General features: G+C 62.9%; 21 protein-coding genes. 10 read left to right on the top strand and 11 right to left on the bottom strand.

Annotation, left to right across the window (positions count from 1 at the left end):
- Positions 1-11: 11 nt before the first annotated feature.
- Positions 12-1,232: a sarcosine oxidase subunit beta family protein gene (locus RI444_RS19900; RefSeq protein ID WP_021473929.1), complete on the bottom strand. Its 1,221-nt coding sequence runs from the start codon at positions 1,230-1,232 to the stop codon at positions 12-14.
- Entirely contained in the window at positions 1,229-2,578 is a 1,350-nt protein-coding gene (glyA, locus tag RI444_RS19895) for a serine hydroxymethyltransferase (RefSeq protein WP_069696240.1), read from the bottom strand. Before glyA ends, RI444_RS19900 begins: the two co-directional genes overlap by 4 nt.
- 152 nt (positions 2,579-2,730) lie before the next feature.
- Between glyA and RI444_RS19890 the strand changes: the two genes are divergently transcribed.
- The 5 genes from RI444_RS19890 to RI444_RS19870 all read left to right on the top strand — a co-directional run bounded on the left by RI444_RS19890 (position 2,731) and on the right by RI444_RS19870 (position 10,564).
- Positions 2,731-3,402: a GntR family transcriptional regulator gene (locus tag RI444_RS19890; RefSeq protein ID WP_207605423.1), complete on the top strand. Its 672-nt coding sequence runs from the start codon at positions 2,731-2,733 to the stop codon at positions 3,400-3,402.
- Between the two features lie 1,319 nt (positions 3,403-4,721).
- Complete coding sequence (locus tag RI444_RS19885; protein ID WP_021473932.1) at positions 4,722-6,083, top strand: MFS transporter; 1,362 nt, start codon at positions 4,722-4,724, stop codon at positions 6,081-6,083.
- A gap of 31 nt (positions 6,084-6,114) precedes the next feature.
- The gene (locus tag RI444_RS19880; RefSeq protein WP_021473933.1) at positions 6,115-7,371 is read left to right on the top strand and encodes an aminopeptidase P family protein; all 1,257 of its coding nucleotides are present in this window, start codon (positions 6,115-6,117) and stop codon (positions 7,369-7,371) included.
- Positions 7,372-7,478: 107 nt separating this feature from the next.
- On the top strand, positions 7,479-8,294 hold the full coding sequence (locus RI444_RS19875) for an IclR family transcriptional regulator (RefSeq protein WP_021473934.1): 816 nt from the start codon (positions 7,479-7,481) through the stop codon (positions 8,292-8,294).
- A gap of 221 nt (positions 8,295-8,515) precedes the next feature.
- Complete coding sequence (locus tag RI444_RS19870; RefSeq protein ID WP_207605424.1) at positions 8,516-10,564, top strand: glycosyl hydrolase family 28 protein; 2,049 nt, start codon at positions 8,516-8,518, stop codon at positions 10,562-10,564.
- Positions 10,565-10,665: 101 nt separating this feature from the next.
- Here the strand turns inward: RI444_RS19870 and RI444_RS19865 are convergent, their stop codons facing one another.
- On the bottom strand, positions 10,666-11,139 hold the full coding sequence (locus RI444_RS19865; RefSeq protein WP_021473937.1) for a DUF4383 domain-containing protein: 474 nt from the start codon (positions 11,137-11,139) through the stop codon (positions 10,666-10,668).
- Positions 11,140-11,294: 155 nt separating this feature from the next.
- Here RI444_RS19865 and RI444_RS19860 point away from each other — a divergent pair, with 155 nt between their 5' ends.
- Complete coding sequence (locus RI444_RS19860; protein ID WP_021473938.1) at positions 11,295-12,266, top strand: hypothetical protein; 972 nt, start codon at positions 11,295-11,297, stop codon at positions 12,264-12,266.
- A gap of 58 nt (positions 12,267-12,324) precedes the next feature.
- Here RI444_RS19860 and RI444_RS19855 read toward each other — a convergent pair whose 3' ends face one another.
- Positions 12,325-12,969, bottom strand: a complete 645-nt coding sequence (locus RI444_RS19855; RefSeq protein WP_021473939.1) for a LysE family translocator — start codon at positions 12,967-12,969, stop codon at positions 12,325-12,327.
- Positions 12,970-13,071: 102 nt separating this feature from the next.
- On the opposite strand from RI444_RS19855, the gene RI444_RS19850 reads away from it, so the two are divergent.
- The gene (locus RI444_RS19850; RefSeq protein WP_062098353.1) at positions 13,072-13,527 is read left to right on the top strand and encodes an Lrp/AsnC family transcriptional regulator; all 456 of its coding nucleotides are present in this window, start codon (positions 13,072-13,074) and stop codon (positions 13,525-13,527) included.
- Between the two features lie 18 nt (positions 13,528-13,545).
- On the opposite strand, the gene RI444_RS19845 is transcribed toward RI444_RS19850, so the two are convergent.
- Positions 13,546-14,004, bottom strand: coding sequence for an Lrp/AsnC family transcriptional regulator (locus RI444_RS19845; protein ID WP_031217015.1), 459 nt, complete (start codon positions 14,002-14,004; stop codon positions 13,546-13,548).
- A gap of 79 nt (positions 14,005-14,083) precedes the next feature.
- On the opposite strand from RI444_RS19845, the gene RI444_RS19840 reads away from it, so the two are divergent.
- The 3 genes from RI444_RS19840 to RI444_RS19830 all read left to right on the top strand — a co-directional run bounded on the left by RI444_RS19840 (position 14,084) and on the right by RI444_RS19830 (position 16,448).
- Complete coding sequence (locus RI444_RS19840) at positions 14,084-14,212, top strand: hypothetical protein (RefSeq protein WP_021473942.1); 129 nt, start codon at positions 14,084-14,086, stop codon at positions 14,210-14,212.
- A 169-nt stretch (positions 14,213-14,381) separates the two neighbouring features.
- Complete coding sequence (gene gluQRS / locus RI444_RS19835; protein WP_021473943.1) at positions 14,382-15,284, top strand: tRNA glutamyl-Q(34) synthetase GluQRS; 903 nt, start codon at positions 14,382-14,384, stop codon at positions 15,282-15,284.
- A 9-nt stretch (positions 15,285-15,293) separates the two neighbouring features.
- A complete protein-coding gene (locus RI444_RS19830; protein ID WP_207605426.1) occupies positions 15,294-16,448 on the top strand; it encodes a serine hydrolase domain-containing protein in 1,155 nt (384 codons plus the stop codon).
- An 89-nt stretch (positions 16,449-16,537) separates the two neighbouring features.
- Here RI444_RS19830 and RI444_RS19825 read toward each other — a convergent pair whose 3' ends face one another.
- The 6 genes from RI444_RS19825 to aspA form a co-directional block, all read right to left on the bottom strand.
- Positions 16,538-17,782 (bottom strand): low temperature requirement protein A, encoded by a 1,245-nt coding sequence (locus RI444_RS19825; RefSeq protein WP_207605427.1) that lies wholly within the window; start codon positions 17,780-17,782, stop codon positions 16,538-16,540.
- A gap of 133 nt (positions 17,783-17,915) precedes the next feature.
- The gene (locus RI444_RS19820; protein WP_069696257.1) at positions 17,916-19,235 is read right to left on the bottom strand and encodes an ATP-binding protein; all 1,320 of its coding nucleotides are present in this window, start codon (positions 19,233-19,235) and stop codon (positions 17,916-17,918) included.
- A gap of 120 nt (positions 19,236-19,355) precedes the next feature.
- Positions 19,356-20,276 (bottom strand): fumarylacetoacetate hydrolase family protein, encoded by a 921-nt coding sequence (locus tag RI444_RS19815; protein ID WP_207605428.1) that lies wholly within the window; start codon positions 20,274-20,276, stop codon positions 19,356-19,358.
- Between the two features lie 103 nt (positions 20,277-20,379).
- The gene (locus tag RI444_RS19810) at positions 20,380-21,051 is read right to left on the bottom strand and encodes a FadR/GntR family transcriptional regulator (protein WP_207605429.1); all 672 of its coding nucleotides are present in this window, start codon (positions 21,049-21,051) and stop codon (positions 20,380-20,382) included.
- 177 nt (positions 21,052-21,228) lie between these two features.
- A complete protein-coding gene (locus RI444_RS19805; RefSeq protein ID WP_207605430.1) occupies positions 21,229-22,737 on the bottom strand; it encodes an amino acid permease in 1,509 nt (502 codons plus the stop codon).
- Between the two features lie 126 nt (positions 22,738-22,863).
- The gene (gene aspA, locus RI444_RS19800) at positions 22,864-24,279 is read right to left on the bottom strand and encodes an aspartate ammonia-lyase (RefSeq protein WP_021473950.1); all 1,416 of its coding nucleotides are present in this window, start codon (positions 24,277-24,279) and stop codon (positions 22,864-22,866) included.
- Between the last annotated feature and the right edge of the window lie 7 nt (positions 24,280-24,286).

Here is a 24,286-nt window from a genome sequence, read left to right as displayed (position 1 = left end):
TCTGTGCCTTCCTAGTGGGCCACGGCTGCGGCGCCGTGTTCGTCGATAAGGGCACCGGTCTCGAAGCGTTCCAGTGCGAAGGGCTTGTTGAGCTTGTGCGGTGCGCCCGTTGCGATGGTGTGGGCGAAAGTCAGGCCCGCTGCCGGGGTGCCCTTGAAGCCGCCGGTTCCCCAGCCGCAGTTGACGAACATGTTCTCCACCGGAGTGAGGCCCACGATCGGGGAAGCGTCCAGCGTGGTGTCCACGATGCCGCCCCAGGTACGGAGCACGTGAGCCCGGGCGAAGATCGGGAACAGCTCCACGGCTGCCGCCATCTGCTCTTCGATCACATGGAAGGAGCCGCGCTGTCCGTAGCCGTTGTAGGAGTCGACGCCGGCACCCATCACCAGTTCACCCTTGTGGGCCTGGGAGACGTACACGTGGACGTGGTTGGACATGACCACCGTGGGGTGGACGGGTTCGTGCAGTTCCGACACCAGTGCCTGCAGCGGGTGGGACTGGATGGGAAGGCGGAAGCCTGCCATCTCTGCCAGTACGGAGCTGTGGCCGGCGGCGCAGAGGCCCACCTTTTCAGTGTTGATAGTGCCGCGCGTGGTCTTGACGCCGGTGACGCGGTCGCCGTCCTTGATGAAGCCGGTGACTTCACAGTTCTGGATGATGTCAACGCCCATTTCGTCGCACTTGCGGGCGAATGCCCAGGCAACGTGGTCGTGCTTGGCGATGCCGGCACGCGGCTGGTAGGTGGCGCCCATGACCGGGTAGCGGATGTTGTCGCTCGTGTTCAGGATGGGGCAGAGTTCCTTGACCTGGTCCGGTTCCAGCCATTCGGCGTCCACGCCGTTGAGGCGGTTGGCGCCCACGCGGCGCATGCTCTCGCGGACGTCACCCAGGGTGTGCGCGAGGTTCATCACGCCGCGCTGGCTGAACAGGAAGTCGTACTCGAGTTCCTCGGGAAGGATTTCCCAGAGCTTGAGGGCGTGCTCGTAAATGGCAGCGCTCTCGTCCCAGAGGTAGTTGGAGCGGATAATGGTGGTGTTGCGGGCCATGTTGCCGCCGGCGAGCCAGCCCTTTTCCAGGATGGCAATGTTGGTCATGCCATGGTTTTTAGCCAGGAAGTAGGCGGTGGCCAGGCCGTGCCCGCCGCCGCCGACGATCACTGCGTCGTACGACTTTTTGGGTTCCGGGTTGCGCCAGAGGAAGTCAGGGTGTTCGGGGAGGTGGTCGACACTCACTGGGCTGCTCCAATCATTTCTGCTTCGAGTACGGATTCGGCGCCATTCCTGTTGTTGGAAAGGTGCGGATACAGGGGGAACTTTTCCGCCAGCGCGGTGACGCGGGTACGGAGTTCGACGGCGGTCCGGTCATCCAAGGTGCCGGTGCCGGCCGAGGCGATCAACGCCGTCGCAATAATGTCTGCAACTTCGGTGAACTCTTCGGCGCCGAAACCGCGGGCGGCCAGTGCCGGGGTGCCGACGCGGAGTCCCGAGGAGACCATCGGCGGACGGGGGTCGAAAGGAACTGCGTTGCGGTTGACCGTGATGCCGATGCGGTGCAGGGCATCTTCGCCCTGCTGGCCGTTGAGTTCGGAGTTGCGAAGGTCAACCAGGACCAGGTGGACGTCGGTGCCACCGCTGACGACGGAGATGCCGGCGGCTGCAACGTCTTCCTTGAGGAGGCGCTCGGCCAGGATCTTGGAGCCTTCGAGGACGCGTTCCTGGCGTTCCTTGAACTCAGGCTCTGCTGCGAACTTGAAGGCGACGGCCTTGGCGGCGATGACGTGCTCCAGCGGTCCACCCTGCTGTCCGGGGAACACTGCGGAGTTGACCTTCTTCGCGATGTCGGCGTCGTTGGTGAGGATGACGCCGCCGCGGGGTCCGCCGAGGGTCTTGTGCGTGGTGCTGGTGACGATGTGTGCGTGGGGGACCGGGCTCGGGTGCAGTCCTGCTGCCACCAGGCCGGCGAAGTGGGCCATGTCCACCATGAGGTAGGCGCCAACGGAGTCGGCGATGCGGCGGAACTCCGCGAAGTCCAACTGGCGGGAGTAGGCGGACCAGCCGGCAACGATCAGCTGCGGCTTGTTCTCGAGTGCAAGGCGCTCCACCTCTGCCATGTCGATGGTGTGGGTGTCTTCCCGCACGCTGTATGGAACGACGTTGTAGAGCTTGCCGGAGAAGTTGATCCGCATGCCGTGGGTAAGGTGTCCGCCGTGCGCGAGGTTGAGGCCCATGATGGTGTCGCCCGGCGTGATCAGCGCGTGCATGGCAGCGGCGTTGGCCTGGGCGCCGGAGTGCGGCTGTACATTGGCGAATCCGGCTCCGAAGAGCGACTTCAGGCGGTCAATGGCCAGCTGTTCGATCACATCAACGTGTTCGCAGCCGCCGTAGTAGCGCTTGCCGGGATAGCCTTCGGCGTACTTGTTGGTGAGCACCGAGCCCTGTGCCTCCATGACGGCGGTGGGGGCGAAGTTCTCTGAAGCGATCATCTCCAGCGTGGACTGCTGGCGGATGAGTTCCTGGGCGATCGCCTGATCAACCTCCGGGTCCGCTTGGGCGAGCGAGCGGATCAGCGGTTCAACCATGGTGTTCTCCTTAGAAGTACTTGTAGTTGCTGACTGTTAGTCAACTAATATATTAGAACTGATGCCATGGTATGTTGGAGATCACATAGTCGTCAACAGGTCCGCGGCAATTCGTCCAGCAGACTGGGAAATACGACCACGGGGAGTAGGCCATGAGCACAGCTTTGGAAGCACTGGAATCCGCTCCGCAGGGGACATCCCTCGCGGAGAATGCCTACCTGCTCCTGCGCGACAGGCTCATCATGCTGGACATCAAACCGGGCGATCCCATCAATGACGGCCAGATCGCGGCCGAGCTCGGAATTGGCCGCACGCCCGTACGCGAGGCAATCAAGAGGCTTGAGAGCGACCACCTCGTGGTGTCCTACCCCCGCCGTGGCACGTTTGCCACCGGTGTGGACATCACCCAGCTCGCGGAAGTCTCCGAGATCCGTGAGTTGTTGGAGCCATTGGCCTCGCGCAAAGCGGCGCGGATGGCCAGCCCTGCCATGCGGGACGAGTTGCGCGCCGTGGCCGCGGCCATCCGTGACCTCGAAGGCCAGGACGCCTCCTCCAAGGAACTCATGCGCTACGACATCCAGGTGCACCGGCTCATCTACAAGGCCTCGGCCAACGCCCACCTTGAGGACGTCCTGATCCGGTACGACAACCTCGCCACCCGTATCTGGTGCCACATGCTGGAAAAGATGCCCTCGGTTTCCGGGCACATCTCCGAGCATGCCGAGCTCCTGACTGCCATAGCCGACGGCGACGAAGAACTCGCTGCCAAACTGGCCATGCACCATGTGGTGAGCTTCGAAGAGACCATCCGCAAGGTCCTCTAACCCACCCTCCCTCTATCACCTCCCGCCCCTCTATCACGTCCCACCCTTTTTGCCGGCTTGCTCTATCACCTGGATGTATCCCCCGGGGCGCGGGATCCGAACTTCCCGCGGGGCTGCGTACCGCCACGACCCACATTGGGCCGTCCTGCCCGCAGGTTCCCCCAATTTTCCGGCGTGTCACCGTCCGGCGCCTTCAATGTGGGTCGTGACGGAACGGGCCGGCGGCACTGTTACTTCCTGCCGCCGTCGTCGTCCGACGCTCTATCAGGTCCCACCCTTTTTGCCGGATTGCTCTATCACCTGGCTGTATCCCCCGGGTCGCGGGTGATCTGAACTTCTCGTGAGGCTGCGTACCGCCACGACCCACATTCGGCCGTCCTCCCCGCAGGTTCCCCCAAATTTCCGGCGTGTCGGCGTCCCCTGTCCTCAAAGTGGGTCGTGGCGGAACGGGCCGGCGGCACTGTTACTTCCTGCCGCCGTCGTCGTCCGACGCGCTATCACGTCCCGCCCTTTTTGCCGGATTGCTCTATCACCTGGCTGTATCCCCCGGGTCGCGGGTGATCTGAACTTCTCGTGGGGCTGCGTACCGCCACGACCCACATTCGGCCGTCCTCCCCGCAGGTTCCCCCAAATTTCCGGCGTGTCGGCGTCCTCTGTCCTCAAAGTGGGTCGTCGCGGCACAAAACGATTGCACCCCACCGCCCCGTCACGCCAGGCCTGCTCTCTCGGTCTGGCGTAGGGCTCGACAGTCGGCCTCTACCCTTCCTGGCAGCTGCGTCCTGAACATTGGCAAGCAGCGGGGCGGAACGGCCGTGACTCCGAGGCATGACTTGTGGTTGCCAACCTGGTCGGCTCTGGCCTCAGCCCCTCGTTGCCCGGCGCTCTCCACCAGTTGTTTACCGCCGCCAGGGTTCCGGGATGTGAGAGAGGAAGGTCCAAAAAGGGGGTGGGGTGTGAGAGAGGAAGGTCCAAAAAGGGGGTCGGATGTGAGAGAGGAAGGTCCAAAAAGGGGGTGGGATGTGAGAGAGGAAGACCAAAAAGGCGGTGGGATGTGAGAGAGCGTTCGGGGATGGCGGGAGATATTGGAGGCATTTGTGCCCAGCCTGTGCCTTTCGGTGCAACTGCGTTGATACAAGTGCAACAACAGCAGTCGAGGGAGATTGGGGGCACTCTCCTGCCCGTCGTCGATGGAACGTAGCGACGACATTTCTCGGATAGTTCTCGGGCAGAAAAAATTCACCCTTGACCGTGGTCCCGCTCACACTTAGTCTGGTGCAACAGCGTTGCGTTCAATGCAACCCCAATCAACTTGGTGGAACATGAGTAACGAATCCAACCCGGTGGCGGCCGTATCGGAAGACCTGTCCAACGGCGGACAGGGAACCACACCCGCCCCCAAAATTTCGGTTAGCAAGGACACTCGACGTCGCGTGGTCACGGCTAGCTTCATCGGCAACTTCGTCGAATGGTTCGACTACGCCGTCTACGGCTACCTTGCCGGAATCATCTCGACCGTCTTCTTCCCGGAGTCCGATCGTCAAACAGCACTCCTGGCAACGTTCGGCGTCTTTGCGATCTCCTTCTTTGTGCGACCCATTGGTGGTTTCATCTGGGGCCACATCGGCGACAGGATCGGACGCAAGCAGGCGTTGTCCCTGTCCATCCTGCTGATGTCGGTTGCAACTTTCTGCATCGCACTGATCCCGGGATACGCAACCATCGGCGTCATGGCGCCGATCCTGCTCCTGCTGGTCAGGGTTGTGCAGGGATTCTCGGCAGCAGGCGAATATGCAGGAGCCTCCGCATTCCTGGTGGAGTACGCGCCCGCACATCGGCGCGGACTCTATGCCGCCGTCGTACCTGCAAGCACTGCGGCGGGACTGCTGCTGGGGTCGCTTCTGGCCGCGCTGCTGACCTCCGTGATGAGCGCGGAGCAGCTCAACGAATGGGGCTGGCGCCTTCCCTTCCTCCTGGCAGCGCCCATGGGCCTGATCGGCCGGTACATCCGGACGAAACTGGAGGATACGCCCGCCTTCCGCGAGCTCGCCGAGACAGACCACGCAGTCAAGGCCCCGGCATTTGCGATGTTCAGGACCTACCGCAAGCAGCTCGTCATCGCTACTGGAGCGGTCTTGCTGAATGCCGTCGGCTTTTACGTCATCCTCAGCTACATGCCCACGTACCTATCGGAGGAATTGGGATTCGGTGCGGCGGAATCGTTCCTCGCAACCACCATTGCCCTGGCCAGCTACATCGGCTTCATCTTCCTCACGGGCATTGCTTCGGACAGGTTCGGCCGGAAGAAGATGCTCATCATCGCAGCGGTGCTGTTCAGCGTCCTGACGGTCCCGGCTTTCATGCTGCTGGACTCCGGAAGCTTCGCGGTGATTGTTTTCGTCCAGATCCTCCTCGGCGGCATGCTCACCCTGAACGACGGAACCCTGCCCAGCTTCCTGGCGGAACTCTTCCCCACAAAGGTTCGCTACACCGGGTTCGCGGTTAGCTTCAACCTCTCCAACGCCCTGTTCGGTGGCACGGCCCCGTTCATGGCCACCCTCCTCATTGGCATGACACACAACCAGCTGGCACCCGGCTGGTACCTGGTCGCCGCCTCCCTTGTTTCCCTCATCGCAGTCCTCTTCGCCGCAGAGACTTCCCGCAAGCCCCTGCAGCAGGACTGAAACAACCACACCCCATTGAAAGGAAAGAACCATGACCATCACGCAGAACGAGGCTGTCAACGACGTCGCCAAGCTCGAGCGCCTCAAGGTCCTCAACAACGGTGAGAAAGTGTCGCTGACCTTCTCCGACGCCGAGTTCGAGCGCCGTCTCGCCGGACTCCGCCGCATCATGGCAGAAAAGGACCTCGACGCCGTCGTCCTCACCAGCTACCACTCCATCAAGTACTACTCCGACTTCCTCTTCACCTACTTCGGCCGTTCATACGGGATGGTGGTCACCAAGGATGACACCGTCACCATCACGGCAAATATCGACGCCGGCATGCCTTGGCGCCGCAGCTACGGCGAGAACCTCGTGTACACGGACTGGCGCCGTGACAACTACATCCACGCCATCCAGGAAGTCCTGCGCACCCGCGGCATCAAGCCGCGCCGCATCGGCGTCGAAGATGACTCCTTGCCGCTGGACAACCGCAACAAGATCCAGGCGGCGTTCGCCGATGCAACGCTGGTGGATGTTGCCCAGGCTGCGATGCGTCAGCGCATGATCAAGTCCACCGAGGAAATCGAGGTCATCAAGCACGGCGCCCGCATCGGCGACCTTGGCGGCGAGGCCATCCGCAACGCCATCACGGCCGGAATCACGGAGTACGAAGTCGCTTTGATCGGCACCGAAGCCATGGTCCACGAGATCGCCCGGACGTTCCCGAACTCCGAAATCCGCGATACGTGGGTGTGGTTCCAGTCCGGCATCAACACCGACGGCGCCCACAACTGGGCAACCACCCGCAAGATCCAGGAACACGACATCCTGTCCTTGAACTGCTTCCCGATGACCAGCGGCTACTACACGGCGCTTGAGCGGACCCTGTTCTACGGTGAGCCCGATGCCCGTTCGCTGGAGCTGTGGAACATCAACGTCGAGGTCCACAAGCGTGGCCTGGAACTCATCAAGCCCGGCGCCGTTTGCAAGGACATCGCTGCCGAACTGAACGAGATCTACGTCAGCCACGGACTCCTCGCGAACCGGACCTTCGGTTACGGTCACTCCTTCGGTGTGCTGAGCCACTACTACGGGCGTGAGGCCGGGCTGGAACTCCGTGAGGACATCGAGACTGTGCTGGAGCCGGGCATGGTGGTCTCGATGGAACCGATGATCACTGTGCTGGACGGCCAGCCCGGTGCCGGCGGTTACCGCGAGCACGACATCCTGGTTGTGGGCGAGGACGGCGCGGAGAACATCACCAAGTTCCCGTTCGGCCCCGAGTACAACATCATCGGAGCCTAGCGTGGTGCGGCCGGCGGACGCAGTGCACGGCGTCCGCCGGCCGTCCCGGCCCAGTGCCGGGCAAACCGGTACCGGTTCAACCGCTGCAGCGAAATATAGTGAGACCCATGACTCCCACCGAATCCACCGAGACTCCTGACGGCAGCAACACTAACGGCGACGGCAAAGGCACGTCGGTCATCGTTAACGCCATTGCCGTGCTGAAGAGTTTCAGCGCCGAGGAACCTTTGCTCGGAGTCACTGAGATTGCCGGCCGCGTCGGACTGCATAAGAGCACCGTTTCGCGGATACTGGCCACTTTGGAGCAAGAGGGTTTGGTAGAGCGCGACGTCGATTCGCGCAGGTTCCGCTTGGGGCTGGGAATGATCGCCATGGCGGGCCCCCTCCTGGCGGAACTCGAAGAGCGGCGCGTGGCCTATCCCGTCCTCCGCGAGTTGACCGAGCGGACAGGCGAGACCAGCGCACTCATGGTGTGGAACGGCGTCGAATCCATGTGCGTGGAGCAGATCCCGAGCCGGCACCAGGTGAAACACCTTGCCCCGCTGGGGGCGCGCTACAGCGAAGCGTTGAGTTCCTCGGTCCAGGTGTTCCTCGCCGCCGAGGACCAGGACCGCGTCCGGAGTCTTCTCCGCAGCGGTTCGGTCACACTGCCCAGCCTGGATGCCGACGCCGTTGAGTCGTACCTCCGGCGTCTGGAGGAAACATCGAAGCGCGGATGGGCCGTCAACTTTGGGGAAACCTCCATCGAGGAGGTTGGGGTTGCCTCGCCCGTTTACGATCACCGCGGCGACATCGTGGCTTCGGTGCTGATCCCGGCCCCGAAGTTCCGCGTCTCGCAGGACACCCTCAACAGTCTCGGAGAAGCCTGCGCGGATGCGGCGGCCAAGGTGACGTCGCGCCTGGGTGGGCGCCCTCCCGCCTGACGTGGCCCCAGGCCACCGTCGAGATGGCAAATGATGACAGTCCGAGGCCGCAACATACCTATTAACTGCCATCTCGGCGTGAGGGCCAACTACTTGACCTGCGCCGTTCTCCTTCCTAGGGTGTTGTGAGAAAACGTTTTCTTGCCCTTGCTTGTCCATGCCGGAGTGCCTCAGGCGCTCCCGGACTGGGTCACATTGTTGTGCCCAGGGAAGGATCATCCATGCAGAGAACCCACAAGAGAGAACGCCTGCGAAGGGTCGGCGTGGCCACCCTGGCTACAGCGCTGGGCCTGGCGTCGCTCAGTGCGCTGGGAAGTCCAGCCAGCGCCGTTCCCGCGAACGAGCCTGGTTCGGCGGACTCTCCGGCCTGCTCCAGCGCCAGTGTCCAGCTCATCGCCACAACCGGCAGCGCGCCGCAGAATCTCTGCGTCCCCGCCGAAGCCACGGAGCACAACAAGACCTTGCTCGTCTGGAACAAGCCAGGCGTATACGACGACGTGGTGGACTATCGCGTCTACATCAACGGCCAGCCGCTGGGCACGGCCGAGGAAAATGCGAAGACCCATTCTCCAGCCCAGGAATACATTGATGCTTTCCGGGCCGCGGACCGGGACGGGTTCCATGCGAAAACCCTGGCCCACAACTTCACGGTGACTGGGCTGGCGCCACGGACCACCTACCAGTTCAGCGTCACCGGCATCAGGAAGGACGGAACCGAGACCCCTTCGAGTGGTCCGATCACGGTGACCACCACTCCCGAACGCCACCGCGTGAACATCGCGCACCCCGCCTACAAGGCCGTGGGTGACGGTCAGACCCTCAACACCAAGGCAATCCAGAAGGCAATCGATACCTGCCGGACCCCGGGCTGCACGGTGGTGGTTCCAGCGGGCACCTTTAAAACGGGTGCCCTGTTCCTGCATTCGGACATGACGCTGGAACTGGCAGAAGGCGCACGGCTCTTGGGTTCGGACAGGCCGGAGGACTACCCGCTGGAAAAGGGCTATTACCTCTATCCCGTCCCCGACCCCGCTCCCGAAGAAACCGAATACCGGAACTTCCGCAGGCCGCCGTCGCTCCTTAACGTCCTGCCGGCAGACAATGGGCGTTCGGCAGAAGGCCGTGAGCCGGGAGCTGTCGCGAAGAACGTTCGCATTACCGGCAAGGGCGTCGTGGACGGCAACGGGTGGAAGCGGACCGCGGAGGGCTCCATCACGGACGAAGCGGGAAATGTGCTTCCGCAGTACGTTGCCAGTTCGGCCGGCAAGGTTCTGGATGACGGTCTCCTCGCCGCGGCCCAATTCCGCAATGCCAAGGAACACCCGGAGTTCCTGACGGGAGTGGTCAATAAGCCGGAAACGCTGGAGGATTCCGTGCTTTACGGCCAGTACCGCTCAAGCCTGATGACCTTCATGGGCGTGGAAGGCCTTTACCTTGAGGGAATCACGGCCGATAACCCGGCCTTCCACGGCGTGATGATCCTGGACGGCCAAAACACTACGGTGAACGGGATGCGCCACACGACGTACAACACCAACAACGGCGACGGTTTGGAATTCGGTGGCACCAGCAACGGCATGGTGCTCAACAACTTCTTCGACACCGGGGATGACCAGGTCAACTTTGCTGCCGGACAGGGAAAATACGGCGCACAAGGACGGCCCAGCGAGGACGTCTGGATCTTCAACAACTACATGCGCATGGGTCATGGCGGAGTTGCCGTAGGTTCCAACACGGCGGCGTGGGTTCAGCGCGTCCTTGCCGAGGATAACGTCATGTACAAGGTGGAGACCGGCGGACTGCGCATGAAGAGCACGTCGGACATGGCAGGCGGCGGACGGGATTTCCTGTTCCGTGATACGGCCATGGCCTGCATGGGGAGCAGCGCGTTCATCATGACGCTCAGCTACAACCAGTCGCCGTCGGGGTACGTCGCAGCAGATTCTGCGACTTTCAAAAACGTGAAGGTCAAGAATGTGTCTGTGGACGGCAACAACTCACCCACGTGCGGCATGGCCGTCTCCGACAGCAAGCCGGTGATCGACATCCAGGCGGGGCCTGCCCTGGGTGAAGGGACGGCCACGCTCAGCGGGTTCACCTTCCAGGATGTGGTGTTCCGGAACGTTAATCCCACCAACATCAAGGGCCTCACGGACTCCGCGTTCCACGGGGTGACGTTCCACAGCGTCCGGAACAACGCCAACCCCTGGCGCTTTGACGGCTACTCCACCGGGAACACGTTCACGAATGTGAGCCCGCCCGTCAAGTGATGCGGAGTTGGCACTTAGTGACACACAACAGGACGGCGGCCGCCCCGAAAAGGAAGCGGCCGCCGTCGTGATTGTTGCGGTATTGATTAATGAGGAATGCGCTACATTGCCTTCCTTGAGGTGGTCTCATCCATAGCGTCCCTGCCCAGCCACGCGCCCAAGCCAATCATGGCCACGCCAAGCACAAAGTGCAGCCAGTTGTCGGCGGTGTTGAACGGAACAAAGTTGGCAGCGGTTTCCTGGTTGATGACCAGGCCGTAGATCCAAAGGACGATGTACACGGCACCGCCACCCAGGAGGAACAGGCGAGCCATGCGGCCTGTCCTCGCCATGGCCAGGCCGGCCGCGCCAAACAGCAAATGGACGATGTTATGGAGTATTGAAACTTGGAATATTCCAAACAACATGGCGCCTGATTCATGTCCGGCAAAGGTCATGGCGCCGTAATTGGTGGTGATTCCCGGGATGAACCCAAGAACGCCTACCAGCAGAAATACAATGCCAACGCCCAAGGCGGTGTTGTGGAGCGTTAAACCCATCGCATGGTGATGTGCTGGGTGCGAAGCGGTGGTCATAAGTCCTCCCTATTCACGCTGTTTTCCGGCTCTTCTCATGGAGAGCCGGCCCGCGGCAAGGGGTGTCGGAAAACCTTGCCGACGCCGCCATAATACTCCTGAAATGCCGCTGATAGCAGGGGAAAGGGCAGTTCAGCGCCGGTTAGCATTGGTTAATGACTCAAGGCCCCAACGGAGGATTTGTTTCGATTTTCCACGACACCCGTGACGTCACTCCATTCCGTGAGGGACAGATCCGAACTCCCGTGCGCGGATTGACCGACGGGCTTGGCGGAGCCCTGTCCGGAGTGTTGATCGGCCGGAACGCAGCCAGGCTCTCGGTGAGCGGCGATGCGCCGCGGTTGAAGTTCCTGGCATCCAGGCAGTCGCGGCTGATGCACGACGCGGTTTTCGGCTCATCCGACCCGGACCGCCTGCTCTCCCTTGCCCGTGAGTTCCCGGGGTGGGCGGGTCTTTGCTATGTCATGTCCGGCTTGCTGGTTTACAAGCACGGTGGATACCTGCGGGCGTCGGAACTGCTGCAACGGGGCTTGGCAACAAGGATCGACGACGACGCCAGCCAGTTCTCTGCCCAGTACCTGGGGCGGGTGGTCGCCAGGGTTGAGGTTGCCGAACGCGTTGAAGTCCCGGTTTTGTTCAGCGAGGAGTCAGTGTTCCTTGCCCTGTCCCATTGCCTGCGGGAGATGGGAATGATGGAGGCGGCGCTCGAAGCCGTGGTGAGCCTGCCGCCGTCGTTGCCTTCTGCGCTGGCCCGCTGCACGGCGGCTTTTGCGCTGGGACGCTACCGCGACGTGGTGATCTGGACCAACGGCTTGCTGAATACCGATGATTTGTCTGCCGCGCTGTTGCTGATCCGCGCCCGGGCGCAGCGAGCCCGCGGAGACTTCGATTCCGCCCAAAACGCCCTCAAGGAGGTCCTGCGCCGCAAGAAGACCAGCTTGGCCCTCCGTAATGATGCCCTCACGGACAGGGCCCTGCTTGCGCTGGACCAAGGACGTTTCACGTTGACTCCGCGGAGCCGGCGGCCTGCGCCGCCGGCTGAGTTGGAGTCCTTGGAAGTCATCCGGAAAGACGCTGAGATGCGCCGGCTGTGGGAGAACGACTTCAGGCAGCTGGGCGGTGAGTAAACACCGCGTCATTGAAGGGTATGTGCGCTTGGACGAAGTGCTCGCAGCCTGAAAGCGGCTAGATGTGCGTGGCCACCAGCGGAATGATCTGTTCCGCCAACAGCACCACGCCCAACCCCACCATGATGATGCCGCTGGTGAGGGTCACAACCCGCGCAGCGCCGGGCCTCGAGGCAAGCAGTTTCCGTGAGGTCAGCGCCACGCCCGTGTAGACCAGCCCTGCCATCACCACGAACGTCATCCCCAGCAAGCCGGACTGCACGGGCACGGGAAGCGACGCGTCGGGACTGACGAACTGCGGAACCAGCGCAACGAAGAACAGCAGGCCCTTCGGGTTGATGCCGCTGGTTCCTACGCCCTGCAGGAAAGTGCGGAGCTGGTTTCCGGAATGTACGACGCCGGCATCCGCACTAAAGCTCGCACCTCGCCACGAGCGGATGGTTGAGGCGCCAAGCCACAGCAGGTAGGCGGCGCCGGCAACAGTGAGCCAACTCAGGAGGCCCGGAACGCCTGCCAAAAGTGCCGCCAGGCCAGCCGCCATGAGCAATGTGTGAATGACGTAGCCCCCGCAGAGCCCCGCTACGGCAGGGACGAAGCTGCGCTGCCGGAGGCCTGCCGAAATGGAATAGGCCCAATCCACGCCGGGGGTGCAAGCCAGGCTGACAGACACCAGCAGGAAGGCGAAGAACAGCTGCGGATTCAAGGTTCTCTCCAGGGTTTGTTGGTAGGAAAACTCTAGGGAAAATCGCTTGAGAAGTGCTCGCCAATTTCGCCCGGATCGCTGCCCTTCGGGTAAGATTTTTGCGTGATTGACGGAATCGACAGAAGTATTTTGCGGCACCTCAAAGAAGACGGAAGGATTACTGCCACCGCGCTGGCCTCCAAGGTCGGCCTGACTGTCGCTCCGTGCCACCGGAGGCTCCGCGACTTGGAGCAGTCCGGCGTGATCCGCGGTTACCGCGCAGACATCGACCCCGCCGCCGTCGGGCTTGGTTTTGAAGCGATTGTCTTCGTGACCCTCCGCCAGGCGGACAGGGCAACCATGGCGGCTTTCGAGGCCCGGGTGGCTGCCAGCCCCAACATTGTCGAAGCGCAACGACTGTTCGGTTCGCCCGATTACCTGCTGAAAGTCATTGCCGCGGACCTGCCCGCGTATCAGCGCTTCTACGACGACGAGTTGGCCGCACTTCCGGCGGTGGAGCGTTTGAACTCGACGTTGGTTATGAAGAACCTCAAAACAAACACGGGACCACCGGTCTGAGTCGGTCCTGGAGCGGGGCTATTCCTGGAGCAGGCCGGTGGTGCGGTAAGGGATCACTTCGCGGAGGAACATGCTGGTGGATGTCCTGACGATCCCGGGGCAGAGCCGGATCTCCTCGGAAACCCGGTAGAGATCGTCCGGGCTTTTCGCCACCACCCTGATGATGAGGTCGGTATCGCCGGCTGGAGCATGGCATTCCAGGACTTCCGGGATCTTCCGCAGGGCGGCGATGGCCTCGTTGAGGTGGCTTTGGTCCAGTTCGGCGCTGACTGCAGCGGCGACGCCCCTGCCGAGGGCGGAAGGAAGCACGCGGCTGCTGTTGGCGCGCAAGGCCCCGGCCGCCGTCATGCGTTCCAAACGGGTTTGAACCGTGCCCCGGGCAAGGTTCAGCTTCTGCGCCAGCACCATGATGGGCATGCGGGGATCATCGTCCAAGGCGGCGATGATCCGGCGGTCGGTGGCGTCGAGTTCCTGCAAAGTGACTACTCCCTGTCGGTTCTTCACGGTGATACTGGTCAGATCGACTAATCATCCTAGACTCTGTTGCACTAACTGTATGCTTCCTGCTGAAATTGTGACAACGAAGCGGAACGAGGCCATCGCCGGATCCCGCAGGCACCAGGCAGCCCGGTACACCACCCGGAATCCTGCGAAAGCATCCCGCAAGGAAGCAGCCGCTGATTGACTCTTGTTCACGCATTGTCATTCCGCACAACATGCCCGCATGGGCACCACAGTAAGAGCCCCTGAGCCACCGAATCGTTGCGGTAGCTGAGGGGCTCTTGTGTTGTCCGTGGCGCGCCTTGGCGGTGGTGGAGCCATCCTGGCCGAACCACGCCGCATAGGCTTGGACCATGACTTCCGCAGGACGCTTTGCCCCCAGCCCTTCCGGGGAACTCCACGTGGGCAACCTGCGGACCGCTATCCTCGCCTGGCTCTTCGCCAAGGGCAGCGGCCGGGACTTCCTGCTGCGCGTTGAGGACCTGGACAGGGCGCGCTCAGGCGCCGAGGCCGTGCAACTCCGCGACCTGGCGGCCGTGGGCGTGCGGTGGGACGCCGCCGTCGTGCGCCAAACCGACCGCGTGACGCTCTATGCGGACGCGATTGCGCAGTTGACGGCCCAAGACCGCACGTATGAGTGCTTCTGCACGCGGCGCGAAATCCAGGAAGCACCGTCGGCGCCGCACGCCCCGCAGGGCGCCTACCCGGGAACGTGCCGGCGGTTGTCGCACGCCGAACGGGAGATCCGGCGGGCCACCCGTCCCGCCGCCATCCGGCTCATGGCAGACGTCACCGAGTGGGCTGTGGAGGACCAGTTGCACGGCCAGTACCGGGGAGTCGTGGACGACTTTGTGTTGCGCCGCAACGACGGCGTCACGGCCTACAACCTCGCAGTGGTGGTGGACGATGCAGCCCAGGGCATCGACCAGGTGGTGCGCGGCGACGACCTCCTCCCTTCAACGCCCCGGCAGGCTTATTTGGCTACCCTCCTGGGCCTCCCGGTCCCCGAATACGCGCATGTTCCGTTGGTTGTTAATCACGACGGCGCCAGGCTGGCAAAGCGCGACGGTGCCGTCACGCTGGGGGACCTCGCCGCCGTCGGGGTTTCTGCCGATGCCGTGCGGGACCTTCTGCTGGGGTCGCTCGGATTGCCCGCGGGATCCTTGGAATCCGCCCTGCCTTTCTTTGAGCCGGCGAAGCTCCCGCGGGACCCGTGGGTGTGGAAAAACCCCGTGCCGGAGATGCCCGCCCGTTAGGCTGGCAGGATGCATTCACAGGTGATCGCCCCCGGATTCGAATACGTCGCAGAGCTCTTTGGCAGCTTCCTGGAACAGGATCCGGAGTACTCCGCGCAGGTCGCCGCCTACCATCGCGGCGTCAAGGTCCTTGACCTCAGCGGGGGACCGAACATCCGGGCCGATTCCGTGACCGGCGTCTTCTCCTGTTCCAAAGGCATGGGTGGCTTGGTGATGGCCCTGCTCGTCCAGGACGGTTTGCTGGACCTCGACGCTGAAGTGGTGAAGTACTGGCCGGAGTTCGGCGTCGAAGGCAAGGAAAGCGTCACTGTAGCGCAATTGCTTTCGCACCAGGCCGGGCTTTTGGGCGTGGAGGGCGGGCTGACCATGGAGGAGGTCAACGACTCCGGGCTGGCCGCGGCAAAACTCGCCAAGCTGCCTCCCTTGTGGAAGCCGGGTGCGGCGTTCGGCTATCACGCACTGACAATCGGGGTCTTCATGGAGGAACTCTGCCGCAGGATCACCGGTTCCACCCTGCAGGCCATCTTCGAGGAGCGGATCAGGTCGGTTGCAGACGCGCACTTCTATCTGGGCCTGCCCGCCGAAGAGGAAGGCCGGTTCGCGCCCTTCCGTTGGGTCGCCGACCCCTCAATGCCGTGGGTTGACCCGGCAAGCCACTTCGGGCTGACCGTCAACGCGGCTGCCGGGGACCTCCTGGACCTGCCCAACATCAGGGAAGTCCGCGCGGCAGGACTGAGCTCCGCAGCAGGGGTTGCCAGCGCGGACGGAATGGCACGGATCTATGCGCTTGCGCTGACGGGCCTGTCTGGTTCCGCTGAGCCGGCTTCGGGCGGCGCTGATTCTACAGGCAGTGCTTCGGCCGTCCCGCCCCTGCTCACCGAGGAGACCATCCGGGCGGTGTCCGCCGAGCGGGTCTTCGGAATCGACCGGGTGTTTGGAGAGACAGGATGCTTTGGCACTGTATTCATGAAGTCGCACAACCGGATGCCTTTCGGCAGCCACCGTGCCTTCGGCCATGACGGTGCCAGTGCGTCCCTGGGCTACGCGGACCCTGTTTACGAGTTGGGCTTTGGCTACGTGCCCCAGCAGGCCGAGCCAGGGGGAGTGGGCTGCCGGAACTTCCTGCTCAGCTCGGCGGTGCGGCAGGCTATCTCGGAGCTGTAGCTCCACCAAGTGTGGACCCAAGTGCGTCCAGCCGGTGTACGGCGACGGCGCTGCGGAAGTACGGAAGCTTCCCCTCCAGGGATGAACGGTCAGCCCGCTGCCGACTCCAAGCGCCGGAGCGCCGCGGCCCGCCCTTTGTGACCTGAACGTTCATCAAGGGCAATGGAAATGCCCAGAACCGCAACCATGACCAGCATGCACAAGGGAACTGAGGCCCCGGCTGAGGCCAGGACGATGCTGCCGCCAAGTACCGCCAGGACCATGGCCGTACTCCACAGCACATGCTTGTCCACGCCGAGCATCGCAGTGTAAAGCGCTGTCAAAGAGACCTTGAAGATCGCGATGGGGACCGCAATCCAGGCGATGACCGCGGCCGCACTGATGTGGGCCGAGTGGTCGATGAAGTAGGCGGCCACATGGAGTCCCGCACCGGTGGCAGCAATGGCCGCAAAGACGATCATGTGGCCATAGCCAAAGAGGAACGAACGGTGCCGCTGCAGGTGCAGGGACTTGCCCGAGGGGAGGATGAAGTAGATCCACCACATGCCGAAGGCCAAGCCCGTCCCGCTAATTCCGACGACGGCCGCCTCAAGTGACCAGCCGCGCAGGGCGACGATTGCGCGAAGGGTTTCGATGGCACCGATCAGGCATTCGCCCAAGGCGATGATGGCCAGCAGTCCATAGCGTTCGGCAATATGGTGTGCGTGCCAGGGAGTGCGCATCTTCCGCTCGGCCAGTCCCGGGACGGACATCTCCAGGATGAAAAGCGGGGCTGCAAGCAGGAACGTTGTCAGCACGTCCGTTTCGATCACCAGGGCTGTCACCCAGCCGAGCTGCAACAGTGCAAGGTACTTGGCGTAGCGAAGGCATGTTTCGCGGCGTTCGGGATCTTGCCGAGCAGCACGCAACCACTGGAACACCAAGGCCAGGCGCATCACGATGTAGCCGATCAGGATTGCCACGTTGTTCACGTGGTCCCCCTCAAGGAGGGAATGGAACATCGGCTCGATGCCCATGGCCAGGATCAGGACCCCCACCATCTGCACCATGGTGACCACCCGGAACACCCAGTCGTCGGTGTCGTAGGCGCTGGCAAACCAGGTGAAGTTAACCCACGCCCAGATCACGGCGAACATGGCGTAACAGAATCCGAGCAGGCCAACCCCGAAGTGTGCCTCCGCGACGTTATGGGCCAACTGGTTGGCGGAGACACTGAACGCGATCACAAAGGTCAGATCGAAAAACAGCTCCAAGGGTGTAGCGGTGCGGTGCTGCTCGTGGGGGTCGCGACCGCCCATTCGCGCCAAGGCATGGCGAAGGGGATTCGTGGACATAGTTCAAAGGTTACCGGCGCCGTGTGGGCTTGTGCCGGGTTCGTGGGAATGCGTTAGGATCGCCGTTCCTCTACGGGTGAAGGGGCAGGCTTCCAGCGAACTGGGCGCAGCGAACTCGGCGAACTGGGCCTGGCTAGACCCGCCCCAGCACATCGATGTCTTCGAGGAACTCCTGGTACACCTGTTCGCTGACGGTGGTCCGGGTGTCGGCGATCGCGTCGAGGTAGTCCTGCGTGACGGGTCCCTTCCGGCCCTGTGAAGCAGTGCTGCCTTTCGAGGGCGAGCCGGCGGCAGCAGCGTCGTCGTACACGGCTTTTTCCAGGGCGCGCTGGGAGGCGCTCCGCGCAGCGAACTCGATGTCCGCGGGTGAGAAGCCCTCGGTTCGCTCAACCAGCAACGGAATGTCCACGTTGTCCACCACAGTTGCCGGAATGAAACGCTGCCACATGGCTTCGCGGGCATGGACGTCCGGAAGGCCGATGGGGATGACGTAGTCGAAGCGGCCGTGACGTAGGAAAGCCGTGTCCAGGGCGCGGATGAAGTTGGTGGCGCAGACCAGGAGGCGGCCGGGCTGTTCGCGGAAGGCCGGGATGATCTTCAAGAGCTCGTTGGTGACGCCCTGCAACGGCGACGGCGGATCGCCGGCACGCTGGGAGGCGATTTCCTCCACTTCGTCGATGAAGACCACAGCGTGTTCCAGCTCTGCGATCTCAAGGAAGGTTTCCCGCAGCGCACCCGCCAGGCCCTTGGGGTCGGAGGCGAGCCGGGAAGGGAAGACCTCTACGAACGGCCACTCCAGCCGTGAGGCGATGGCCTTCGCAAATGTGGTCTTGCCGGTGCCGGGAGGGCCGAACAACACCACGGCGCGTGGGGGTACTACTCCGTATTCATCGGCGAGGTCGGCTTCGGCCAGCGGAAGGACGAGGCGGCGTTCCAGCAGTTCCTTCTCGCGCTTCATGCCCGCCACGTTTTCCCACAGATCCCGGGCCAGGATCCGGCCTCCGAGCAGGCTGAGCGGCTCCAATTCCTGCCGCTGGACGGGGATGGTCCGCTCGAAGTAGCGCAGGTTCTTCTTCACCACGAAGCCGCGGCCAAGGAACGCCTCCACCCGGGTTTCGGTTTCGGGCATGAGTGCCGAGAGCTTGTTCAGGCCGTGCGGTGCCATGCGGTTCTCGACGGCGGACAGCAACGAGGTGCCTATCCCGCGGCCGCGGAACTCCGGCAGGGTGGCGAGGAAGACGATCCAGCCTTGATCATGCGCGGCGCGTCCGACGGCGGCTCCCACCACTTCGTCGCCCTGCACGGCAACAACCGCGTGGTCCTTCTCGCAGGAGGCCAGTACTTCGGAGAGCGCGTACACCGGCTCGACGCCGTTGGCCTTCAGCGATTCCCACAGGTGCAGGATGCCGTCCAGGTCCGAGGAGTGAAAATCCCTGATGCGCCAATTAGTCATGCCCGCTCCTGAGTCCTCATAGTGAGTCGCCGTTGAATCCTTGGAGTCGAGCATAGGCGAACCCGGCAGGCGGGACGTTGCGCGGCGGTTGCGTTACGCACCCGCCGTTGGGGTCAGGAGCTAGGCGTTGGCGAGTGACGCACCGGCCCGCTTACCCGCACCTGCCCGCTTACCCGTGCCGGCACGGTAGTACTCCTGGCGCTGGACGCCCAGGGCGTCGATCTCAAGCTCGATCACGTCGCCGGGCTGGATGAAGGGGAACCGGCCGGACAAGGCCACGCCCTCAGGGGTTCCCGTGATGATCACGTCGCCGGCCTCCAGCACCATGTACTGGCTGAGGTGGTGGACGATCGTGGGGGCATCGAAGACCATGTCCGAGGTGTTGGAGTCCTGCCGGATCTCGCCGTTTACGCGCGTGCGCAACCCAAGGTTGGCGGTATCGACGTCGGACGCGGGTACCAGCCACGGACCCAATGGCGTGGAACCCGGGAGCGTCTTGCCCTTGGTCCATTGCCCGGCGGGGCCGTTCATCTGGAAATCGCGCTCGGAAAGGTCGTTCGCTACGGCGTAGCCGGCAATGTATTCCGCCGCCTCCTCAACAGAGGAGACGTAGGAGGCTTCCTTGCCGATCACGATTGCGAGTTCCACTTCCCAGTCGTACTTTTCCGACGTCGGGGGGATGGGGGCCGCGTCGAAAGGCCCGCTGATGGTGTTGGCCGGCTTGAGGAACGCCACCGGGACCTCGGGCGGCGTGACTCCTGATTCAGCGGCATGGGCCGCGTAGTTCAGTCCGATCGCGATGACGTTGGCCGGCCGGGCAACGGGGGCGCCGATCCGCAGGCCGTCGGCGGAGATCTCCTCGAGTTGGCCGGCGTCCAGGGCTTCGCGCGTGCGGGCGATGCCGTCCGAGGCGAGGAAGCCGCCGTCGAGGTCTTTGGTGAGGGACGTCAGGCTGAAGTACTTTTCCCCCTGTGCGTCCTGGGCAATGACAACAGGTTGTTCGTTTCCGGCCGCTCCCAGCCTGGCGAATTTCAAGGTCATGGCTTCCTCCGTTTTCGGTACTGACATCCGCAACCCAGTGTGCTGTGTTGGCCGGGCAATCCTTAAATGTGACCCGGACGGGCTCCCGCTACCCGGCCTCCCGCTAAAGGGTCCGCCGGAGCCGCTTCTCCAGATTGCTGATGTGGACCGTGACCAGTGCCTTCACGAGTTCGGCATCGCCCCGCTCCAGGGCGTCGACGATCGTCCTGTGGTCATCCAACGCCCGAGTTACCGCCTTGTCCCTGGTGACGTCCTGCCAGATGCGGGCCCGTATGGTGCTGCTGTAAAGGGCTTCCACGAGGCTGCCGAGGTAGTCGTTTCCGGCTGCTTGCGCGATGACGCCGTGGAACGTCAGGTCATGGGCAACCAATTCCTCCACGGAGCTGTATTCGTCCACCATCTTCAAGCTGTCGCGCAGTCTGGCGATGTCCGGCGCAGATATTTTTCCTGCGGCCAAATGGGCCGTGGCGGGCTCCAGGATACGTCGGACCTCGAAGAGTTCAAGGACCGAGCGATCCTGGTGCAGGTCCACCACGAAGGCGACGGCCTCGTTGAGCAATTTGGCGTCGAGGCTGGTCACATAGGTTCCGTCGCCGCGGCGGACGTCGAGGACGCGGGTGAGTTCCAGTGCTTTGACGGCTTCCCTCAGGGAACTCCGTGAAAGCCCGAGCCGTTCGCTGAGTTCCTTCTCGGGAGGAAGCCGGTCGCCGGCTTTGAGTTCGCCCTGGATCAGCATGTCCTTGATTTTGCCGATCGCCTCATCTGTCACAGCCATGGACCCAATATTAGGTGCCAGTGATCCGACGTCTGCACTCAACTAGGTCGCAATTGTGCGCGTTTTCAGCGGTCAAAACGTGCACTAATGCGACCTACTTGGGGGCGTTAACTCACGACGGCGGCACCCGGCTTCCGCTGTTACGGAACCCGGGTGCCGCCGTCGGGCACTCAGTTGCTAGGCGTCTTTGCCCGGAAACGGCCGGTTGGCGACCACGGGAGCACTGCCGGTGTAGCCGTCACGGGTGGCTGCAATCTCGTGGATCTGCTTGCGGCAGAGGAACCAGCCCCAGACCATGAGGGCGCAGGCGATGGCCGTGACCAGCATGGTGAGCGGCGATTCGATGAACACCATCACCAAGACGCCGGCCAGGAAGAGCAGGGACAGGTAGCCCGTGTAGGGGGCTCCAAACATCCGGAACGATGGACGTTTGAGCCAGCCCTTGTCCGCCCAGCGCTTCAACTGCATCTGGCAAAGGACGATCGTTGCCCAGGTGACAATGATGCCCACGGAAGCCACGTTGAGGACGATCTCGAAGGCCTGGGCCGGGACGAGGTAGTTCAACGGGACGCCGAGCAGGGAGACGCCGGCCGTGATGGCAATGCCGCCGTAGGGAACGCCGGCCTTGTTCATGCGCTGGGCGAACTTCGGAGCCGAACCGTTGACGGACATCGACCGGAGGATACGGCCTGTTGAGTAGAGGCCGGCGTTGAGCGAAGACAAAGCGGCCGTCAGGACCACGAGGTTCATGATGACATCGACGCTCTGGACGCCGATGGATCCGAAGAAGGTCACGAACGGGCTGACGCCCTTTTCGTAGGAGGTGTACGGCAGGAGCAGAGCCAGCAGGATCACGGAGCCGACGTAGAAGACAGCGATGCGGAAGACCACGGAGTTGATGGCCTTGGGCATGATCTTCTCCGGGTTCTCGGTCTCGCCGGCCGCGGTTCCCACCAGTTCAATGGAGGCGTAGGCGAACAGCACACCCTGCATGAGGATGATCATCGGGAGCAGTCCGTTGGGGAAGATGCCGCCGTTGTCGGTGATGAGGCTGAATCCGACTTCCTGGCCTTCCACCGGGGTGCCGAAGATGACGAAGTAGGTGCCCACCAGGAGGAAGGCCACCAGGGCTGCCACCTTGATCAGCGCGAACCAGAACTCCATCTCGCCGAAGACCTTCACGGAAACCAGGTTCAGGCTGAGGACCACAACCAAGGCGATGAGAGCCCAGGCCCACTGCGGGACGGCACCCATCCACGGGACGTATTTGCCGAAGAAGTTCATGTAGAGGGCCGCTGCCGTGATGTCCACAATGGTGGTGGTGGCCCAGTTGATCCAGTAGAACCAGCCGGAGACGAACGCGGCCTTCTCGCCGTAGAATTCGCGGGCGTAGGAGACGAAAGAGCCCGACGACGGGCGGTGCAGTACCAGCTCGCCCAGCGCTCGCAGGATGAGGAAGGCAAAGAAGCCGCATACTGCGTAAGCGATGACTAGAGACGGGCCCGCGGCGTTGAGGCGGCCGCCGGCTCCGAGGAACAGGCCGGTACCGATGGCGCCGCCGATCGCGATCATCTGGATTTGGCGGGGCTTCAGGTCCTTGTGGTAGCCCTTGTCTTCCTTGTGGAGGGCTTGTTCGCTGGCATGCGCTTGGAGCGGGACCGTGTGGTCCGTGATGGGGTTGGTCATGGGAATCCTTACGGGTGTCCTTTAGGTGTACTGCACGTGCCCTGTACGGGGTTTTTGGGCGCGCGCAATTCCTTATGTGGGTGCCTCATCGGGCAGGACGGCTTTGGGGCCGTTGGGCTGGAGGGCCTACTTGCTCAGGTTTGCCAGGCGTTCGGGGCTGAGCAGTTCCTCGAGTTGGGTTGCGGTGAGCAAGCCGTGTTCGAGGACAAGCTCTGCCACGCCTTTGCCCGTGGCCAGGGCTTCCTTGGCGATTGCTGTGGCTGAGGCGTATCCGATGTGCGGGTTCAGTGCCGTGACGAGACCGATCGACTGCTCCACGGTAAGCCGAAGCCGTTCGGTGTTTGCGGTGATGCCCCGGACGCAGCGGGCCGTCAAAGTGCGGCACGCTGCTTCGAGATGGGAAATGCTCTTGTGCAGGCTGTGCACAATGATCGGTTCGAAGGCATTCAGCTGGAGCTGGCCTGCCTCCGCGGCCATGGTGACGGTGACATCGTTGCCGATGACCTCGTATGCGACCTGGCTGACTACTTCCGGGATCACCGGGTTGATCTTGCCGGGCATGATCGAGGAGCCGGACTGGACAGCCGGCAGGTTGATCTCGCCCAATCCCGCACGCGGCCCGGAGGACAGCAGGCGGAGGTCGTTGCAAATCTTGGACAGCTTCACGGCGACGCGCTTGAGCACGCCTGAAAGGTGGACGAACGCGCCTACGTCCTGCGTAGCTTCGATGAGGTCCGCTGCTGTCAAAAGGGGAAGGCCGGTTACTTCGGCGAGGTGCCGGCACGCGGCATCGGCGTATCCTGCAGGGGCGTTCAGTCCCGTGCCGATGGCCGTGGCACCCAGATTGATCTCGTGGATCAGCATGTGGGACTCATCCAGGCGGGCGCGGTCCTCGCCGATCGTCACGGCGTAGCCGCCGAATTCCTGGCCCAGGGTCATGGGAACAGCGTCCTGGAGCTGCGTGCGGCCCATCTTTACGACGGTGCGGAACTCGCGGCCTTTCTCAGCGAAAGCCACTTCAAGTTCTTCCAGTGCTTCCAGGAGTTCCTTGACGGAGAAGATCGTGGCGAGGTTGACCGCCGTCGGGTAGACGTCGTTGGTGGACTGGCTCAGGTTGACGTGGTCGTTGGGGTGGAGCTTGGAGTAATCACCCTTGGGGTGGCCCAGGATTTCCAAGGCGCGGTTGGCGATGACCTCGTTGGCGTTCATGTTGGAGCTGGTCCCGGCTCCGCCTTGGATCACATCCACCATGAACTGTTCGTGGAGCTTGCCGTCCATGATGTCCTGGCAGGCCTGGTCGATCGCGTTGGCACGTTCGGTGTCCAGCAGGCCCAGTTCATGGTTGGTCCGTGCAGCGGCCTGCTTGACTGCCGCGAGGCCACGGACCAAGTGCTTGTTGGTGGAAAGCGGCTGACCCGTGATGGGGAAGTTTTCGATGGCGCGCAGGGTATGAACGCCCCAGTAAGCGTCTGCGGGAACATCGCGGTCGCCCAGAAGGTCGTGCTCGGAACGGAGAGGGATCGCCTGATCGACGGTGGTCATAGCTGTC

Origin of the sequence: Paenarthrobacter sp. AT5 (assembly GCF_032764245.1) — a bacterium.
GTDB lineage: Bacteria > Actinomycetota > Actinomycetes > Actinomycetales > Micrococcaceae > Arthrobacter > Arthrobacter ureafaciens.
Note: the sequence above shows the minus strand (reverse complement) of the source record. Positions and strands in the feature narration are given on the sequence as shown.

Bases quoted from the DNA above. Each gene is read 5' to 3' on its own strand.
- RI444_RS19865 (WP_021473937.1), bottom strand. From the start codon at position 11,139: ATGACCACCGCTTCGCACCCAGCACATCACCATGCGATGGGTTTAACG.
- RI444_RS19810 (WP_207605429.1), bottom strand. From the start codon at position 21,051: ATGGCTGTGACAGATGAGGCGATCGGCAAAATCAAGGACATGCTGATC.
- RI444_RS19820 (WP_069696257.1), bottom strand. From the start codon at position 19,235: ATGACTAATTGGCGCATCAGGGATTTTCACTCCTCGGACCTGGACGGC.
- RI444_RS19825 (WP_207605427.1), bottom strand. From the start codon at position 17,782: ATGTCCACGAATCCCCTTCGCCATGCCTTGGCGCGAATGGGCGGTCGC.
- RI444_RS19815 (WP_207605428.1), bottom strand. From the start codon at position 20,276: ATGACCTTGAAATTCGCCAGGCTGGGAGCGGCCGGAAACGAACAACCT.
- aspA (WP_021473950.1), bottom strand. From the start codon at position 24,279: ATGACCACCGTCGATCAGGCGATCCCTCTCCGTTCCGAGCACGACCTT.
- glyA (WP_069696240.1), bottom strand. From the start codon at position 2,578: ATGGTTGAACCGCTGATCCGCTCGCTCGCCCAAGCGGACCCGGAGGTT.
- RI444_RS19870 (WP_207605424.1), top strand. From the start codon at position 8,516: ATGCAGAGAACCCACAAGAGAGAACGCCTGCGAAGGGTCGGCGTGGCC.
- RI444_RS19880 (WP_021473933.1), top strand. From the start codon at position 6,115: ATGACCATCACGCAGAACGAGGCTGTCAACGACGTCGCCAAGCTCGAG.
- RI444_RS19890 (WP_207605423.1), top strand. From the start codon at position 2,731: ATGAGCACAGCTTTGGAAGCACTGGAATCCGCTCCGCAGGGGACATCC.
- RI444_RS19885 (WP_021473932.1), top strand. From the start codon at position 4,722: ATGAGTAACGAATCCAACCCGGTGGCGGCCGTATCGGAAGACCTGTCC.
- RI444_RS19830 (WP_207605426.1), top strand. From the start codon at position 15,294: ATGCATTCACAGGTGATCGCCCCCGGATTCGAATACGTCGCAGAGCTC.
- gluQRS (WP_021473943.1), top strand. From the start codon at position 14,382: ATGACTTCCGCAGGACGCTTTGCCCCCAGCCCTTCCGGGGAACTCCAC.
- RI444_RS19840 (WP_021473942.1), top strand. From the start codon at position 14,084: ATGCTTCCTGCTGAAATTGTGACAACGAAGCGGAACGAGGCCATCGCC.
- RI444_RS19860 (WP_021473938.1), top strand. From the start codon at position 11,295: ATGACTCAAGGCCCCAACGGAGGATTTGTTTCGATTTTCCACGACACC.
- RI444_RS19805 (WP_207605430.1), bottom strand. From the start codon at position 22,737: ATGACCAACCCCATCACGGACCACACGGTCCCGCTCCAAGCGCATGCC.
- RI444_RS19875 (WP_021473934.1), top strand. From the start codon at position 7,479: ATGACTCCCACCGAATCCACCGAGACTCCTGACGGCAGCAACACTAAC.